Raw genomic sequence first — 16,452 nt, forward strand, 5'->3', positions numbered from 1 at the left:
ATCGCCGTCGCGCACCTTGCGCCCCGCGCCGGCCGCAGTCTGCGCAATGGCAAAGGCCGGGCCGATCAGCACACGTCCCGCCAATGTATTGCGACAGCGCAGCAACACCCGCCCCAACGGACCGGCCGCTTGCCAGTCGCCGGTACAACGCCTCTATGACCGGCTGCCCGAGATCGATCAAGGCGTGATTGTGGAGAACAAGCGACTTGGGCAAGTGCTCGAGATCGGCAGCGCTGCGCAGGCGTCGGCCCGGGCGCTTTCCCCCGCTCCGCTGCGGGCATTCGATATTTCTCCTTGACAAGCCGCGACGCATGTTCCAATATTGTTTCCATCGCATGCGATTTAAACGGATGCGATTTATACAGAACCGACAACCACCAGAGATCCATTCCATGAGCAAGATCGAAAAAGTCCTAGCCACCGGCAAGACCCACACCACGCACAGCAGCGCCGGGGCTACCTCGCGCGGCCACAATGGCACGCTGGATATCGCGCTGTCGCCCGGCGACAGCGCCACCCCGGCGCACGTGTTCCCGGCCGTCCAGCCGCACCCGACCGCGGAACAGCTGTTCGCGGGCGCCTGGTCGGCGTGCTACATCGCCGCGATCGGCCTGGTGGCCAAGGAAATGAAGCTGGAGTTGCCCTCCGACCTGGCTGTGGACATCGAAGTCGACCTGGGCCAGACCGGCGCGGAGTACCTCCTGCAGGCACGCCTCAATCTGCGCGCGCCGGGCCTGCCGCAGGATGTTGCAAGGGAACTGGCCCACGCCGCCGATGCAATCTGCCCCTACTCGAAGGCAACGCGCGGAAATATCGACGTGGCGCTGAACGTATTGACTTCGTAATTCCCTGTCCTTCTCGTTGCCGCAAAATAGTCGTATGCGACCTAATCGCATACGACTATAATTCACCTGAATCAAGGATACATACCATGAGCACGATCACCACCATCGCCCGCTACGCCGTTGTCGCAGCCGCCCTGCTGACCGCTGCCGCCGCGCAAGCCGCCGGTTCGCCGCGAGACCCCTTCACCGATGGCGCCCGCTCGGTCACCAGCGCAGCCGATCCGTACACAGACGGCGCGCGATCGGTACACGGCACGCGCAGCCCTTACACCGACGGCGCCCGCGGCAAGGTCGACCCTTACCTCAACGGCGCGCGCGCCTGAGAGCCCGCAGCCACTCGGAGGCCAGATGGTGCGCACGATTTGCCGCCGGTCGCGGGCGCCCTCCCCTTGGGCTCCCGTGACCGCCGCGGAAAGTCATAGCACCTACGATCCAATCGCATACGATCTATAATCGATGCCTGCAATCCATCCGTCTTTGGCCAACGAGGCAGAAAATGAGATCCACCGACAAGCCCGCCGCAGACCCGACGCTCTCGGACTTCCTGTGCTTCGCGGTCTATTCCGCGAACCTCGCCTTCGGCAAGGCCTACAAGCCGATCCTTGAGCAGCTGGGGCTGACCTATACGCAATACATCACCATCGTTGCGCTATGGGAGCAGGACAACCAGACCGTCGGCAGCCTGGGCGAGAAGCTGTTCCTGGAATCGAACACCCTGACACCGATCCTGAAGAAGCTGGAGGCGATGGGTTACGTGGTACGGCAGCGCGACCCCGAAGACGAGCGCCAGGTACGGGTCAGCCTCACCAAGGCCGGCCGCAAGCTGCGCGAACTGCGCCTGGAATCCAGCCTCGCCGGCGCGACCGGCCTGGCCCCGGACGAGTTCGCACGGATGCAGAAGGCAGTTGCGTCGCTACGCAACAACCTGATCCAGTCGGTAAAAGACAGCGAATGAACATGCACACAGGACCCACTGCATGACCAGCAAAGCCGCCCAGTACAGCCCGATCGGCTGCGAGTTCCACGACCGCCTGGAAGACCTCGCCACCGTGCGCAGGCCCGCGCAGATCCACTATCGCGACGCCGATGGCATGCCACAGCAACGCACCGCGACCATTTCCGATGTGTACAGCCGCGGTGGCGCTGAATACCTGACGCTCAGGACCGGCGAAACGCTGCGCCTGGACCAACTCGTGGAAGTCGACGGCGCGAAGCTGGCCGACTACCAGGAAACGCGGTCGCGAAGTGACGCTTGACCCCGCCGTTTCATCCTTCGGGATCGGGCGCGCCCGATGGGGAGACCGCGCCAAAGCGGGGGCTGGCCTTCGCGACGGTCCCTCAGGCCGATCCGGTAATGCGGGTCAATCCAGCGTGATTCCTTCGCGCTGGATCACAGCCCCCCAATTGGCATCCTCTTTCTCAATGCGCTTCGCGAAGTTCGCGGAGTCGATCATGACCACGTCGCCCTGCTGGCCCAACGCCGCCTTTGCCTTGCCGTCATCAAGCACCCCACGGGTGATCGTATGCAGCTTTTGCACAATCTGCGGCGGCGTGCCGGCCGGCGCGAGCATGCCGATCCAGAAGGTCACGTTGAAAGGCGCGATGCCGGCTTCCTCCAAGGTGGGCACTTCGGGCAACTGTGCCATGCGCTTTGACGAACTGACGGCGAGGGGTTTCAGCTTCCCTACCTTGATTTGAGGGAGGGCGCTCCAGGTGTCGAAGGCGGTCTCCAGTTCACCACTCATCACGGCCATCTCCGCCTGCGCAGAGGACTTGTAGGGAATATGCGTGGTCTTGATCTTTGCCCGGTTGTTCAACATGGCGAAACTGAGATGCGCAATATTGCCCGGCCCCGCCGATCCATAGCTGATTTTCCCGGGATATTGCGTGGCGAATTGCAAGAGGTCCGCTACCGAGCCGACCGAATTCTTCTGCGACCACTCCGGGTTCGTGACCAGGATGAATGGCGCCTCAAGCACTAGCGTGACCGGCGTGAAGTCTTTCGGCTTGTAGCTGCTTTTCTTGTACACCTGATGGTTGATGGTGATGCTGCTGGAGTTCGTGAGCAGCAAGGTGTACCCGTCTGGCGCTGCCCTGGCAGCCTCTGCCACGCCAATCAGCCCGTTCGCTCCCGCCTTGTTGTCCACGATCACAGGCTGCCCCAGGGATTTGCTGAGGTGTTCCGACACAACGCGCGCCACGGTATCGGTGAATGACCCGGCCGGGAATGGAACGATCATCCTGATCGGCTTGTTCGGCCAACTGGCATTCTGGGCTGCGGCCGGACCGGAAATCGCGCCAGTCAGGACGACCAGCGCAGCGACAGCCATTCTGAATCGGCCTGCGACCATCTGGCGGCGCGACGTAAATTTGAGTTCGTTCATTCTTGTCTCCTGTTCTTGGGTAGTAGTCTTCGAAGCTTTTGCTGGCCTTACGCCACCCCTTTCGAGGACTTTGGCTTTGCGGTTTTTCCTGTGATGCCCATGCGTTCCAGGTCCGCGATCTGCCCTGCGCTCAGTCCGAGCACGCGAGTCAACACCTCCTCGGTGTGTTCTCCCAGGGTCGGGGCGGCGTTGCGGATCGGCATGGGCTCGCTGCCAGTGCGAAACCAGGCGGTGCTGGCGGTGTACATGCCACTGTGGGCGCGTTCGACGCCACGCCAGAATCCCCGCGCATGCAGGTGGGCGTCCTGCAGCACCTGTGACATGGGCCGAACCACGCCCGCGGCAATGCCCGCCCGTTGCAACAGGCGCATTGCCTCTTCCGGGTCCCGGGCCTTGCACCAGGACGTGATGGCCGCGTCGATCCTGTCCTGCTGCGCGCGACGCCCTGACGCCTGGGCAAGCCGCGCATCCGCGGCGAGGTCCTCCCTCCCGATCACACGGCACAGGGCAGGCCATTGCGCGTCAGTGACAGTCAGAGCGATCCACGCGTCGTCGCCTGCGCAGTGGAAACACCCATGCGGGACGTGCATGGGATGGCGGTTGCCCAGGCGAGGAGAGACCGTTCCGGAGACCGATTGCTCCAGGATGAACGGCGCAGCCATTGGCAACATGGCCTCGACCTGTGACAGGTTGACATGCCGGCCTTCACCGGTGGCTTGCTGCACGAACAGCGCCAGCAACATTGCGGCCCCTGCATTCAAGCCGCCTATCGGATCGCCATAGGCGTACGACGTCATGGCCGGCGGTCCCTCCGGATGGCCCGTATGAAGCGGCAGCCCGCTGGCCTGCTCCAGCGTGCCGCCGTACGCGCGGGTGTTGCTCCACGCGTTTCCAAGCCCGAATGCCGGCATCGACAGCATGACCAGACGCTCGTTCACGGCTCGCAGTGCTTCGTAGTCCAAGCCCAGCTTCGGCAAGACCTCGGCAGAGTAGTTTTCGATCACCGCGTCCGCGCGCGCCGCCAACTGCAGCAGCAACTGCTTTCCCTCGGGGCGCGTCAAGTCCAGGGTGATGCCCAGCTTGTTGCGGTTCATCAGGTTGAAGTTTGAATTCTTCTCGTACAGCCTGTCCCGATAGAACGCTTCAGTGAAGTTGGCGCCGCGCCACCAGTCCGGGTAGCCGGTGCTTTCGACCTTGATGATTTCCGCGCCAAAATCGGCCAGGGTTCGCGACGCCAGGGGGCCCGCCCAGCCCATCGTCAGGTCGACAACACGCATGCCCCGCAGCGGCAGTTGCCCGGCAGACGTTCGCCGGAGCTGCAGACGGGGGTGGTGATCCAGGCCGGATGTCCGATAGAGGGAGTTATGGGCGCCCTTCGCCGGAGCCGATCCGCCCGGCAACGGCCCGGCCGCATCGAGGCGTAGCGGCACGACGGGGCCTTCGAAGGAGACTCCCCCTACTTCGACCGGGACGAATGCGTTGCGCTGCCGATGCACTTCCTGGGTAAGCAACTCCGCCATGGTGGGGACGATGACAGTCGGATGCTTCTTGTCGCCAAGGATCTCGAACCACTCCCGGGCCGTCCGCGTGAGAAACGCGGGTATGAGCAGCGCGTCGATCTCGTCCGCCCGGGCCATGCGCTCCTGGCCGTTCGCGAAACGGGGGTCGCCGGCCAGTTCGGGGCGCCCGATCGCCTCGCACAGCGCCACCCACTGAGGCAGCGTGTGCGTGAAGATTCCGATCCACCCCTCCGAGGTCTGGTAGATGCCAGCCGGATGCGTGCCGCAGAACCGGTTGACGCCGAGGCGCCGAAGCGGGTGGCGCTTGTCCGGCACCAGGCCTGCTTCCATTTCGACCACGCTGAAAATGGCCTCGTGCACACTTAGCACGTATCGGCGGCTGCCTTGCGCGCGTCCGATCAGGGCCGCAACAGCGGCCGAAAATGCGGCAAGCCCGACGACGACCGCGGTCTGCACGTCGTGCGGCATGTGGGGCGGCCCCTCCACCGGGCCACTCCCATGCACGGCGCCAGCGAGGCCTCGGCACACAGCTTCCGCGCCCGCGTACTGACTGTAGGGCCCGCTCTCGCCGAACCAGGTGAGCGCCACCTCGATCGGCTCGTGCCCTTGCCGCTCGCCTGTGTTTCCGGACCAGACAGGCCTGGCAAGGATGACCGGCCCCTCGGTCAGCGCGCGGGCATCCAGGACCACATCGCAGGTTCGCGCGAGCTGTGCCAGCCAGGCACTGTCCCCGGCGCTTCCGGCATCCGCAGTGACGCTGCGCTTGCTGGTATTCAGCCAGGCAAAGAGCGCGCTTTCCGGCTGCGCTGCGCCAGGAATGCAGACCATGGGCGGCATCTGCCGCCAGGCGTCGCCCGCCGGGCTTTCCACCTTGATCACTTCGGCGCCGAAGTCAGAGAACAACTTGCCCGCGTACGCAAGCGCCGGACCGGTGCCGACCTCCAGCACGCGCAGCCCGTTCAACGCCAGTTGCGCCGCGTCAGGACCATTCTTCCTCAAAGAACCCTCTTGTGTGTGCATGGCGATCACCAGGCATCGATGAACGAGCGGCGCTCCCTGCGGCTTCGAATGCCGGCGGATGCGATGCCCTGGACAATCCATTTCCGTGTCTGGGCAGGGTCAATCACCGCATCAATCTCCACGGCAGCGGCCGTGTTGATCGCGTGGCCACGCTCATAGGACTGTGCAACCAGCTTTTCGAACAGCGCGTTGCGCTCGGCCCCGTCCGGAACGGCTTCGAGCTCCTTCTTGAAGCCCAGCCTGACGGCGCCTTCCAGACCCATCGGACCGAACTCGCCGGTCGGCCACGAGATGGTGAAACTCGCCGACCTGAAGCCACCACCCGCCATTGCCATGGCGCCCAGGCCATAGCCTTTGCGCAGCGTAACGGCCAGCAATGCGACGCGCAGCTTGGCCGCCGTGAGGAACATGCGCGACACATGCCGCACCTGGGCGCGTGCCTCGACCTCCGGCCCGACCATGAACCCGGGGGTGTCGATCAGCGAGATGATCGGCAGCCCGTGCGCATCGCACAACTGCATGAAGCGCGCCGCCTTGTCGGCGGCATCCGCATCGATGGCGCCCCCGAGGTGATATGGGTTATTGGCCATGATGCCCACGGGTTGCCCTTCCACGCGGGCAAGTGCCGTGTGGATGCCCGCACCGAAGCCGCTGCGCAGCATCAGCACACTGCCGATGTCCGCGATCCCCTCGATGGCTTTCCGGGTGTCGTACACGCGTAACCGGTTCTCGGGTACGACGTGACGCAAGTCCAGGGAATCTGGCGCGCTCCAGTGCGCCACGCGGCCCTGGAACATGGACAGGTAGTGCTTCGCCACCTGTACGGCCTCCGCCTCGTTCTCAACCAGGACATCGACCACGCCATTGGCAAATTGCACCGAAGCCGGACCAACGTCCTCCGGGCTGAAGACCCCGAGGCCGCCACCCTCGATCATCGCCGGTCCTGCCATGCCGATGTTCGCGGACCGGTCAGCAATGATGACGTCGCAACAGCCCAGGAAGGCCGCATTACCGGCAAAGCAGCGCCCCGAAACGATGCCGACTACCGGGACATTCCCGTTGAGTTCGGCAAACGCGGCAAACGACGGCTGATACAGGCCGGACACCGAAGGAAAGTCCACGTCGCCGGGCCGCCCGCCACCGCCTTCGGCGAAGAGCAAGAGCGGCAGTTCATCGCGCAGCGCAACCTCGACGAGGCGATCGGTCTTGATATGGTTGCGCTTGCCTTGCGTACCCGCCAGCACCGTGGCGTCATAGGCCATCACCGCACTGCGCGCCCGGTCCTGGCCGACAAGCCCTCCGTTGATGTTGCCGATGCCGGTGATCAGTCCATCCGCGGGGGTGTTGGCAATGAGGTCCTGCTGGCTGCGCCGGGAGGCCTGCGCCGCAAGCGCCAGCGCGCCGTACTCCACGAAGGTATCCGGGTCGCACAGGTCCGCGACGTTCTCACGGGCCGTGCGCTGCCCGCGCGAACGGCGCTTTGCCACCGCGTCGGGACGCGCGGCGTCATCCAGGTACGCATGCCGGTCCAGCACGCGCTGGAGGTCCGCACGGATCGCATGGGGGTCGACCTTCTGGGCGGCATCCACGGATACGCCATCGGCCTCGACCTGCTCCAGCACGATCAGGATCTGGCCTTCGGCTGCCAGGGCTCCCTTCTCCAGTCGCAGGTCGACCACGCGGCCGCCACATTCCGCCGCGATCGCGTGCTCCATCTTCATGGCGTCGAGCACCGCAACCGTCTGCCCCGGCTTGACGATATGGTCCACCTGCACCGAGATCTCCACCACCCGGCCGGTCAGCGGAGCGCGGATCGCCACCAACCCTTCGTCCACCTCCTCCTCAATATCGGGGGACCGTGGCGCATGCGCAGCCGGCGGGCGGCCCGCGCCCGCGAAGAGCGCCTCCTGCGCACGCTCGGCATCCGCAATGGCCTCCGCCGAGGCCATCAGCTCCGGCAATATCGCTTCGAAGTGCCGTGTGTGTACGTGTTGCGTGACGAAGTCGTCGCGCTGCGCGAGGGCCCGCAGCAGGTTGAGGTTGGTCGGCACCCCCGCGATCTGGAACTCCGCAAGGCTGCGCTGCAGACGCCGCACCGCGACCTCGAACCCGGGCGCCGCGCTGCTCACGATCAGCTTTGCCAGCAAGGTGTCGAAGTTGGGCGACGGCGCATAGCCGGTGTAGCCGTGGGAGTCGACGCGAACGTCAGGCCCCGAAGGCGGGTCGAAGCGCTCCAGGCGACCGTGAGCCGGGCGTGCCAGGCCCTGCGCGTCGGTCATTTCCGCGTTGACGCGAACCTGGATGGCGTATCCCCTGGGTTGCGGCGGCGAAGCGGGATCCAGGCCAAGATCACTTAAGGACCGCCCCGCTGCCAGCCCGATCTGCAGCGCGACAAGATCGACCCCGGTGACTTGCTCGGTGATGGTGTGCTCGACCTGCAAGCGGGGATTGGCCTCGATGAAGACAAAGTCCTTCTGCTCGCCGGCCCCGGTTTCCTCGACCAGGAACTCGAAGGTGCCCAGGCTCTGGTAGTTGACGCGGCGCGCCAGCCTTAGCGCTGCCTTGATGATCTGCTCGCGCAGCTGCGGCCTGAGTACCGGGCTGGGGGCGATCTCCACCAGTTTCTGGAAGCGGCGCTGCAAGGTGCAGTCTCGCTCGCCGAGGGCGATCACCTGGGCCCCGTCGCCGGCAATCTGCACTTCGATATGACGCGCCCGGCTGACCAGCCGCTCGGCGTACAGCGCGTCAACGCCAAACGCGGAGCTCGCCTCCGACCGGCAGCGCGCGTAGGCTTCCGCCAGGTCCTCGCGCCGCCGGACCACGCGCATGCCACGGCCGCCGCCACCGCCGACAGCCTTGATGACCACGCCGGCATCGCCTTGCGCGTCAAAGAAGCTGGTGATTTCCTCGAGAGATGCGCCGCCTCGCGTTGCGGGCATGACGGGAACGTCGCTCTCCGCCGCCAGCTGCAGCGCCCTCCCCTTGTCCCCGAAGAGCGCAAGGTGCTCGACCGTCGGGCCGACGAACCGGATCCCGGCGTCAATACACGCCTGGGCGAAATCAGCCCGCTCGCTCAGGAAACCATAGCCGGGGTGGATGGCGTCGCAACCGGATTCCTTCGCTGCGGCGATGATTCCCGCAATGTTGATGTAGGCCGACGGGCCCGCCCCATCGAGGGGACGCGCCTCGTCGGCCAGCATGCGGTGCCGCGCGCTAATGTCGTCTTGCGAATAGACCGCGACTGTGCCGATATCCAGGTCGCGCGCAGCGCGCAGGACGCGCAACGCAATCTCTCCTCGATTGGCGATCAACAGTTTTTTCAATTCAGTCTCCTCATTCAAACTTCGATGTCAGTGCCGAGCCAGCAGGCCGGTCATGCCGCCGGCTGGAAGCGGCAAGATGATGGTCATCGGCTTGCGCGGCCAATTGCCCCGTGGTTGCGCTGTGGTTGCGGCCACGGCGGCGGGTGTCGGGTTGCGAGCGAGCATGCGCGGGCCTTGCCGGCGCCTGGTCAGTCGTCTCCATTGTTGTGATCGGGAATCCGGAGAAGCGGCGCTCAAGGCCGGATGCCAAATCGGCTGATGCCGGCTTCGCGCAGCGGTGCCGCCAGATTGGCGAACTCGCACAGCAGCGTGCGGGTATCGCGCGGATCGATGATGTCTTCGATGACGAACGCCTCGGCGCTGCGGAACGGCGAGGTCAGGCTGCGCACGCGCTGCTCGATCTCGGCGCGCTTCTGCACGGGATCGTCAGCGCCTTCGATCTCGGCCTTGTAGGCGACTTCGAGTCCGCCTTCGATCGCCAGTGAGCCCCAGTTGGCCGATGGCCAGGCATAGCGGAAGTTGAACCGCCCCATGTGCTGGTGGCCGGCTGCCGGCACGCCGTACGCGCGGCGCAGGATGACCGAGCACCACGGCACGGTCGCCTGGTAGACCGCAGCCAGCGCGCGCACGCCGTAACGCATGGTCCCGGCCTTCTCGGTCTCCAGGCCGACCTGGAAGCCGGCGATATCGACCAGGTTGACCACGGGCAGGTGGAAGGCCTGCGCCATGTCGACAAAGCGGGTGAATTTCTCCGCGGTGTCGCTGTCCCAGCCGCCACCATAGAAGTACGGATCGCTGGCGACGACGGCCACTGGCCACCCGGCCAGCCGGGCCAGGCCCGTGACGATGGCGCAGCCCCAGTGCCTGCCGAGCTCGAAAAAGGAATCGGCATCCACCAGCGCCTGCACGATCGGGCGTATCTTGTAGACGGCACGGCCGTCCCGCGGAATGGCTGACAGCAGCCATTCGTCGCGGCGCGCCGGATCGTCGGCCGACTCGGTCCGCGGCGGCAGTTCGTAGACCGAGGCCGGCAGGTAGGACAGGAAACGGCGTGCGCACTCGAAGGCCTCCTGCTCGGTGGCGACCTCATCGTCCACCACGCCGTTGCGGGTATGGATGTGGCTGCCGCCCAGCTCGTTCTTGGTCAGCTTCTGGCCGGCGCGCGCCAGCACAGGCGGGCCTGCGTTGAACAGTTGCGAGGTTTCCCTGACCATCACCGAATAGTGGCTGGCGGCCACACGCGCTGCGCCCATGCCCGCCACCGATCCCAGCGCCAGGGACACCACCGGCACCACGGACATGTTCTCCACCACGTGCTCCCAGACTTTCATGGTGGGAATCAGGGTGTGGCCCTTGATCTCGATATTGCGCACCGAGCCGCCTCCGCCAGTGCCGTCCACCAGCCGGACCATCGGCAGGCGCAGGTCGTGCGCCATCTTCTCGGCGTGGATCAGCTTGTCCCCCACTGCGCCATCGTTGGCGCCGCCGCGCACGGTGAAGTCGTCCCCCACCAGCACCACCGGGCGCCCGCCGATGCGCGCCCGGCCCATGACCAGGTTCGACGGGACCAGGTCCACCAGCCGCCCGTTACTGTCATAGCGGCCGCTGCCGCTCAGCCCGCCGACCTCCCGGAACGACCCCAGGTCGGCAATCCCGGTGATGCGCTCGCGCACGGTAAGCTTGCCGGCCGCCTTGTGGCGCTCTACCTTGTCTTCGCCACCCATGCGGGCGGCGAGCCGGCGCCGGTAGTCCAGTTCGTCGATTTCAGGCTGCCAGGTCACAGATTGACTCCCGTTGATGTCGGCGGAATAGGTGTTGGCGTCAGTACCGCACTATCCATGCCACCCTGAAGACACTTGCATGGCCCTTGATTTCATTGAAGAATTTCCCGGGCATGGCTATCATGTCCGCCACAACGACAGAATGTGTCCGCAGTGAGGACACACATGGAGACGACCTGTGTCCTCAACAACAACACCACGGTCAGCAGCCGAAGCCGTCGCGCTTGGTGCCCTGGTGCGTTTGCGCGATGGCGGCCGGGTGGCAGCGGTCGGCGCCTGTGCCGACCCCGCCATTGCGGACGCGGCGGAATCCGCCTGCCAGCGTGCAACGGACCTGGCCGACGGGCGCAGGCTCTTTCCCGTTGAGGCCGGCGCTCACCGCTACATCGGGCTGTGCCTGGAAGACAGCCTCCATCAACTGATCCTTCTGCACCGCGCCGACACAAAGGCGGTGCTGCTTGACTTCCTTGGCACTGTCCCCTTTGCGGGTGCGATCCTCGACCACTTCCTGACTGGCCCATACCAAGCCATCACCGTGGTCGACCAGGATGGCCGGGTACGCTTTATCAGCCCCGTGCACGAGAAATTCCTGGGCCTGGACGCCGGCGCAGGCATTGGCCACCCCGCGGCGAACGTCATCCCGAACTCACGGCTGCCTCAGGTGGTGGCGAGCGGGAAAGCCGAGATCGGGCAGTTGCAGCAGATGAACGGCATCGCCCGCGTGGTCAACCGCATCCCCATCCGTCAGGACGGCAAAGTGGTTGGGGCCATCGGCCAGATCATGTTCAAGGGGCCGGAAGCCATTGTGCGCATGCACAACGAGCTATCTGAGTTGCGCTCGCAGGTGGCGCGCTACCAGCGCGAGCTGGATGGCCTGCGGGAAGGCCCGTCTATTCCTGGCCTAATCGGTGAAAGCGCGCCGATGCAGCGCCTGCGCCGGGAGATCCAGACCGTGGCACGCCTTGACGTGCCGGTGCTGATCCTGGGCGAAAGCGGCACCGGCAAGGAACTGGTGGCCCGCGGCATTCACGTGGCCGGGCGGGAGCCGGTCAACGAACGGCCGTTGGTCAGCCTCAACCTGGCGGCCCTGCCCGCCACGCTGATCGAGTCCGAACTGTTCGGCCATGCGCCCGGCGCCTTCACCGGAAGCCAGCGCCAGGGGCAGGCCGGCAAGCTCGAACTGGCGGCCGGCGGCACCGTCTTCCTCGACGAAGTGGCGGACATCCCGATGGAGATGCAGGTCAAGCTGCTGCGGGTGCTGGAGGACCACATGGTCGAACGCCTGGGCAGCCGCCGCGCGCAGCGGGTGGACTTCCGCCTGATCTCTGCCACCAATCGCGATATCCCCTCGCTCATCGACGCCGGGCGCTTCCGCCTTGACCTGTACTACCGGCTTAGCGGCGTGGTGCTGCGCATTCCGGCCCTGCGGCAGCGGCGCGAGGATATCCCCGCCCTGCTGCAGCATTTTGTTGGCGCCTTCTGCGAGCGCAACAAGGTGCCCGTGCCCAGGATAGATCACGAGGTGGCGCGGCACCTTGCCGGCCAGCCCTGGCCCGGCAATGTGCGTCAGTTGCGCCAGCGCATCGAGGAGGCGCTGGTGTTCTGCGACGGCCGCACGCTGGGCGTCGCGGATTTCGCACGTGGGGAATCGGCGCGCGAGTCCGTGAGCATGGAAAGTCAGCTCGGCGTGCATCCGCTGGCGCAAGCGTATCCGCACGAGGATGGCGACGCGGGCGGGCCGCCATCCCCCTCGCCCACTGCCGGGTCATCCGGCGAGCCCGCGGCGGGCATGAGCGAGCTCGCCTATGCCGCCGTGGTTGACGCCATCGCACGCCACAACGGCAACAAGAAGCGCGCCGCCGAGCAATTGCGGATCTCCCGCTCCCACCTGTACAAGCTCCTGGAGCGCGGGCCGGGTGGCTAAGCACTCCGGTTCTCGCACCCGCCCGGCGAAAGGCATCAGAACCGGGGGACCATATTCTCGCCGGGCGCCCGATGCGTGAAGTGAATGCGGTATGGCGCCGCTAGCGGAATTGACGATCCTCAACAGCCAACAGCCGGCTATTCTAATAATCCCTGGCGCCCAGCCCGCAATGCCAGGGCACGTCAGTTAACAGCCCTGGATTCACGACGATTTCATGTAGCATCTTTTTCGAATTGGACCGGGATAACTTAGGGGGAGAACGCTGGCATGTCGCACAGGCAAACCAAGGAACTCGACGTACTGAAGCACGCCGCCGAGGCAGCCGAGCGATTCAGGGAAGCAGTCGCGACGCAGCCACCCGCCGCTTCGTACGCGGCATGCCGCCAGGCATGGGACAGCCCCACTCCCGAAACCGGCACGCCCGCGGCGCAGACGATCGATGCCTTGCGCGCCCTGGCGGAACCCGGTTTACAGCCCACCACAGGGCCGCGTTTTTTCGGCTGGGTGGTGGGCGCCTCGCATCCGGTCGGTGTGGCCGCCGACTGGCTCACCAGTGCCTGGGGCCAGAATTGCGCCAACCACCAAGGCTCGCCATCCGCCGCGGCGGCGGAAGACGTCGCTGCCAGGTGGCTGCTCGACATCCTGCGCTTGCCTGCCAGCGCTTCCGTCGGCTTTGTGACGGGCGCGACCATGGCGAACTTCACCTGCCTGGCCGCCGCGCGCACGCATGTCTTGCAAAAGGCCGGCTGGGATGTGGAGGCGCAGGGCCTGTGTGGCGCCCCTGAAATCCACGTGCTGATCGGCGACGAAGCCCATACCACCGTCTTTGCCGCGCTGCGCCTGCTAGGGTTCGGGCGGGATCGCATCAAGCGCGTGCCGAGCGGCCGCGACGGCGCCATGCTGGCAGAGCCCTTGCGTGCCGCGCTGGCAGCCTGCGAGGGCCCCGCCATCGTGATTGCGCAGGCTGGCCAGATCAATACCGGCGCGTTCGACCCGGTGCAGGAAATGCTGGCGGATATCCGCGCACGCGGTGCGTGGCTGCATGTGGATGGCGCCTTCGGCCTGTGGGCCAGGGCTTGCCCCGAGACGGCGGCGCTCGCCGCCGGTCTCGAAGCCGCGGACTCCTGGGCGACCGACGGGCACAAATGGCTGCAGACCCCGTATGACAGCGGCTATGCCATCGTCGCGCACCCGGACGCCCATCGGCGTGCGCTGACGGCCGCCGCCAGCTACCTGCCCCACGCCGCCGGCGATGAGCGCGACCCGTCGCAATACGTGCCGGAACTCTCCCGCCGCGCGCGCGGCTTCGCCACCTGGGCCATGCTCCGCCACCTTGGCCGCGCGGGCATCGCCGACATGGTGGCGCGCCATTGCAGGCTGGCGCGCCGCATGGCTGCGAGACTGGAGGAGGAAGCGGGCATCACCGTGCTGAACCGGGTATCGCTCAATCAGGTTATCGTCAGCTTCGGTGCGGGACGGGACGATGCCACCGCCGATCGCCTGACCCGGCATGTGGTGGCTCGCGTGCAGTCGGCAGGCGACTGCTATGTCGGCGGCGCCTGCTGGAAGGGCCGCGAAGTCATGCGCCTTTCGGTCATCTCCTGGCCTACCGGGGAGGACGACATCGATCGCGCGGCGGAGAGCATCGTCGAGGCCTGGCGGTATGTTGCCAGGCTCGATCCTTGACGATTCAGTCAGGGCACTAGTGCCCTGAACTAGATCTTGGTAACAAAGGTCCGCGCGTGATACAGCGCGGTCAGGCTGAGCGCCGTTATCACAACGATCGCGATCACGTCCGCGCCCGGATAGCCCCAAAAATCCGACATGGCAGTCTCCCAGTTGAGTAGTCGATGGTCCGCGGTGCGGGCCTTAAAGCAATCCGGTATCCAGCATCCGCTGGCGGCCGAAGTCGCTCAGCCGAAAGCGGAATCGCATCTTGTCGGCGTAGGCATCGAATTTCTCCTCGACGCTGGTCACCAGCCCGCCCGAGTACAGGTCCGTCAGGATAACGCGCACGGAGCCAATCCAGTATGGCCCTTGCTTGCCGTACTCCTCGCAGACCGACGCCGCGATATCGCTGTCCCACATGCCGTCGGTACCGGCGATCTTCTGCAGGATGAAGCCCTTGATATGCACTTTCGCCATTTGTCATCTCCGGTTCGGGGAAAATACCGCCGCGCTTACAGCGAGCGGACCACTTCGAGGACGTCGCTCTTCTCCGTGTACATCAGGAAGGCGCCCGACACCACCATCGTGAGTCCCAGCAGGAAATTCCACGCCGGAAACTGCAGGGTGAAGGCAGCCAGGAATACCACCGCGAACGCGCCGTACAGCGCGGCAATGGCCTGCCCCCGGCCCACGCCGATGAGCGGGAAGGACTTGTACCAGGACACATAGCAGAAGCCGAAGGTGATGCCCGCCAGCAGCAGCCATGTGATGGCCTTGAGATTCCAGGTCTGGATGATCAGGTGAATGACATCGATATCGCCGAACAGCGCCAGCGCCGGCAGAACCAGGCACAGCCAGTAGATGGATTCCGCGGTGAAACGCACGGTGATGCCGCAATCCGGATCGGTGACATCGAGCGCGCGTCCCGCCAGCGCGCCCTCCACGCCCCAGCCGATCGCCGCCATCGCGCCGCCGAGGTAGCCCAGCCATGACGTGTGCCGGGTTGACGCGCCGGAGAGTTCGCCCAGGATGCCCGGCGCATAGATGGCGATACCGCCGCCGACGATCACCAGGATGCCGAGCGCGGCGCGCATCGTGACCTTCTCGTTGTACCAGATGCGCGCGATGCTGGCGCCGATGATCGGGTAAAGCAGTCCGGCAATGGCGGCGAACACCGCGCCCACATAGCCCATGGCAAGGAAGGAGCCGAAGATCGCCATCGGCCCGCCGAATATCGCGGCGGCGAAGTACCACTTGGAGATGCGCCGCACGCGCACCAGCGTGCGGCCGAAGTCCTGGAATTTGCCCAGCACGACCAGCCACAGGAACAGGAAGAGCAGTACCGAGAAAGCGTTGAACGTGGTAATGACCGCCGCCGCGGTCAGGAACTGGCGGGGGTTCGCCATATCCATGGTGGCGAACGGCGCCTCCTTCCAGACCGCAGCGCCAGGTACGTACCACGCGCCCCACAAGACCGCGCACCATAGCGCCCAGATAAAGCCCCAACGGATACTGCGGGCACGGAATGCCACCTTCGCTTGGCCGACGGTTGTCATGGATCCTCCTGTGGTAAGCGCGTCGGGATGCGCGCCTGTCTCCTGCTTTTTGTGTTCTCTGTCTTCTTTGTCTTCAAGTCATCGGGAAGACATAGGCAGGATTATTGGAAGGCGGAGGCAGGACAGACAATAATCCAAAGGGGAGATACCTACAAAGAGGCATGAGGGGGTGGAGTTCCGGGGTGGAAATCTCGCTGAGGTTGGGGTGGCATCTGGCGCCCTTGCGGCCTTCCACCTTCTTGCCCAGGTCGTATCCCTGGCCCGCCCCCTGGGCCGAGATCCGGCGGCGCAACGCTGTCCCCAGCGTGACTGTGCTGACCTTGAGGCCACCTTGCCCGGCAAGGCCTTGGCCAACCACGTACCGCCGCGTCAGCAGCTAAAGCAAGAAGACCCGGCGCACCCACGCCAACCCAAACGGCAAATGACGCCCC

At 65.5% G+C, this 16,452-nt stretch carries 12 protein-coding genes; 6 read left to right on the forward strand and 6 right to left on the reverse strand.

What is annotated here, in order from left to right:
• Window positions 1–392: 392 nt before the first annotated feature.
• The 4 genes from CF70_RS28865 to CF70_RS28880 all read left to right on the forward strand — a co-directional run bounded on the left by CF70_RS28865 (window position 393) and on the right by CF70_RS28880 (window position 2,101).
• On the forward strand, window positions 393–845 hold the full coding sequence (locus tag CF70_RS28865) for an Ohr family peroxiredoxin (RefSeq protein WP_035873481.1): 453 nt from the start codon (window positions 393–395) through the stop codon (window positions 843–845).
• An 86-nt stretch (window positions 846–931) separates the two neighbouring features.
• Window positions 932–1,168: a hypothetical protein gene (locus CF70_RS28870; protein ID WP_035873483.1), complete on the forward strand. Its 237-nt coding sequence runs from the start codon at window positions 932–934 to the stop codon at window positions 1,166–1,168.
• A gap of 173 nt (window positions 1,169–1,341) precedes the next feature.
• Window positions 1,342–1,800, forward strand: a complete 459-nt coding sequence (locus tag CF70_RS28875) for a MarR family winged helix-turn-helix transcriptional regulator (RefSeq protein ID WP_035873485.1) — start codon at window positions 1,342–1,344, stop codon at window positions 1,798–1,800.
• A gap of 22 nt (window positions 1,801–1,822) precedes the next feature.
• Complete coding sequence (locus CF70_RS28880; protein ID WP_035873489.1) at window positions 1,823–2,101, forward strand: hypothetical protein; 279 nt, start codon at window positions 1,823–1,825, stop codon at window positions 2,099–2,101.
• A 105-nt stretch (window positions 2,102–2,206) separates the two neighbouring features.
• On the opposite strand, the gene CF70_RS28885 is transcribed toward CF70_RS28880, so the two are convergent.
• The 4 genes from CF70_RS28885 to CF70_RS28900 form a co-directional block, all read right to left on the reverse strand.
• Window positions 2,207–3,229, reverse strand: coding sequence for a Bug family tripartite tricarboxylate transporter substrate binding protein (locus CF70_RS28885; RefSeq protein WP_035873490.1), 1,023 nt, complete (start codon window positions 3,227–3,229; stop codon window positions 2,207–2,209).
• A gap of 47 nt (window positions 3,230–3,276) precedes the next feature.
• Complete coding sequence (locus tag CF70_RS28890) at window positions 3,277–5,769, reverse strand: CaiB/BaiF CoA-transferase family protein (protein ID WP_051649180.1); 2,493 nt, start codon at window positions 5,767–5,769, stop codon at window positions 3,277–3,279.
• A gap of 5 nt (window positions 5,770–5,774) precedes the next feature.
• A complete protein-coding gene (locus tag CF70_RS28895) occupies window positions 5,775–9,092 on the reverse strand; it encodes an acetyl-CoA carboxylase family protein (RefSeq protein WP_035873495.1) in 3,318 nt (1,105 codons plus the stop codon).
• Window positions 9,093–9,325: 233 nt separating this feature from the next.
• A complete protein-coding gene (locus CF70_RS28900) occupies window positions 9,326–10,873 on the reverse strand; it encodes an acyl-CoA carboxylase subunit beta (protein ID WP_035873497.1) in 1,548 nt (515 codons plus the stop codon).
• Between the two features lie 178 nt (window positions 10,874–11,051).
• Here CF70_RS28900 and CF70_RS28905 point away from each other — a divergent pair, with 178 nt between their 5' ends.
• Together CF70_RS28905 and CF70_RS28910 are read left to right on the forward strand one after the other, a co-directional pair.
• Window positions 11,052–12,797 (forward strand): sigma-54 interaction domain-containing protein, encoded by a 1,746-nt coding sequence (locus tag CF70_RS28905; protein WP_035873499.1) that lies wholly within the window; start codon window positions 11,052–11,054, stop codon window positions 12,795–12,797.
• 267 nt (window positions 12,798–13,064) lie between these two features.
• Window positions 13,065–14,483, forward strand: coding sequence for a pyridoxal phosphate-dependent decarboxylase family protein (locus tag CF70_RS28910; protein WP_035873501.1), 1,419 nt, complete (start codon window positions 13,065–13,067; stop codon window positions 14,481–14,483).
• Window positions 14,484–14,666: 183 nt separating this feature from the next.
• Here the strand turns inward: CF70_RS28910 and CF70_RS28915 are convergent, their stop codons facing one another.
• Both CF70_RS28915 and CF70_RS28920 read right to left on the reverse strand, forming a co-directional pair.
• Window positions 14,667–14,942 (reverse strand): hypothetical protein, encoded by a 276-nt coding sequence (locus CF70_RS28915; RefSeq protein WP_035873503.1) that lies wholly within the window; start codon window positions 14,940–14,942, stop codon window positions 14,667–14,669.
• 35 nt (window positions 14,943–14,977) lie between these two features.
• The gene (locus CF70_RS28920) at window positions 14,978–16,021 is read right to left on the reverse strand and encodes a DMT family transporter (RefSeq protein ID WP_035873505.1); all 1,044 of its coding nucleotides are present in this window, start codon (window positions 16,019–16,021) and stop codon (window positions 14,978–14,980) included.
• Window positions 16,022–16,452 lie beyond the last annotated feature (431 nt).

The organism is Cupriavidus sp. SK-3 (assembly GCF_000611145.1).
Lineage (GTDB): Bacteria > Pseudomonadota > Gammaproteobacteria > Burkholderiales > Burkholderiaceae > Cupriavidus.

Excerpts from the sequence above, each read along its gene's own strand:
- CF70_RS28865 (WP_035873481.1), top strand. The coding sequence starts at position 393 with ATGAGCAAGATCGAAAAAGTCCTAGCCACCGGCAAGACCCACACCACG.
- CF70_RS28880 (WP_035873489.1), top strand. The coding sequence starts at position 1,823 with ATGACCAGCAAAGCCGCCCAGTACAGCCCGATCGGCTGCGAGTTCCAC.
- CF70_RS28920 (WP_035873505.1), bottom strand. The coding sequence starts at position 16,021 with ATGACAACCGTCGGCCAAGCGAAGGTGGCATTCCGTGCCCGCAGTATC.
- CF70_RS28915 (WP_035873503.1), bottom strand. The coding sequence starts at position 14,942 with ATGGCGAAAGTGCATATCAAGGGCTTCATCCTGCAGAAGATCGCCGGT.
- CF70_RS28910 (WP_035873501.1), top strand. The coding sequence starts at position 13,065 with ATGTCGCACAGGCAAACCAAGGAACTCGACGTACTGAAGCACGCCGCC.
- CF70_RS28885 (WP_035873490.1), bottom strand. The coding sequence starts at position 3,229 with ATGAACGAACTCAAATTTACGTCGCGCCGCCAGATGGTCGCAGGCCGA.
- CF70_RS28875 (WP_035873485.1), top strand. The coding sequence starts at position 1,342 with ATGAGATCCACCGACAAGCCCGCCGCAGACCCGACGCTCTCGGACTTC.
- CF70_RS28870 (WP_035873483.1), top strand. The coding sequence starts at position 932 with ATGAGCACGATCACCACCATCGCCCGCTACGCCGTTGTCGCAGCCGCC.
- CF70_RS28890 (WP_051649180.1), bottom strand. The coding sequence starts at position 5,769 with ATGCACACACAAGAGGGTTCTTTGAGGAAGAATGGTCCTGACGCGGCG.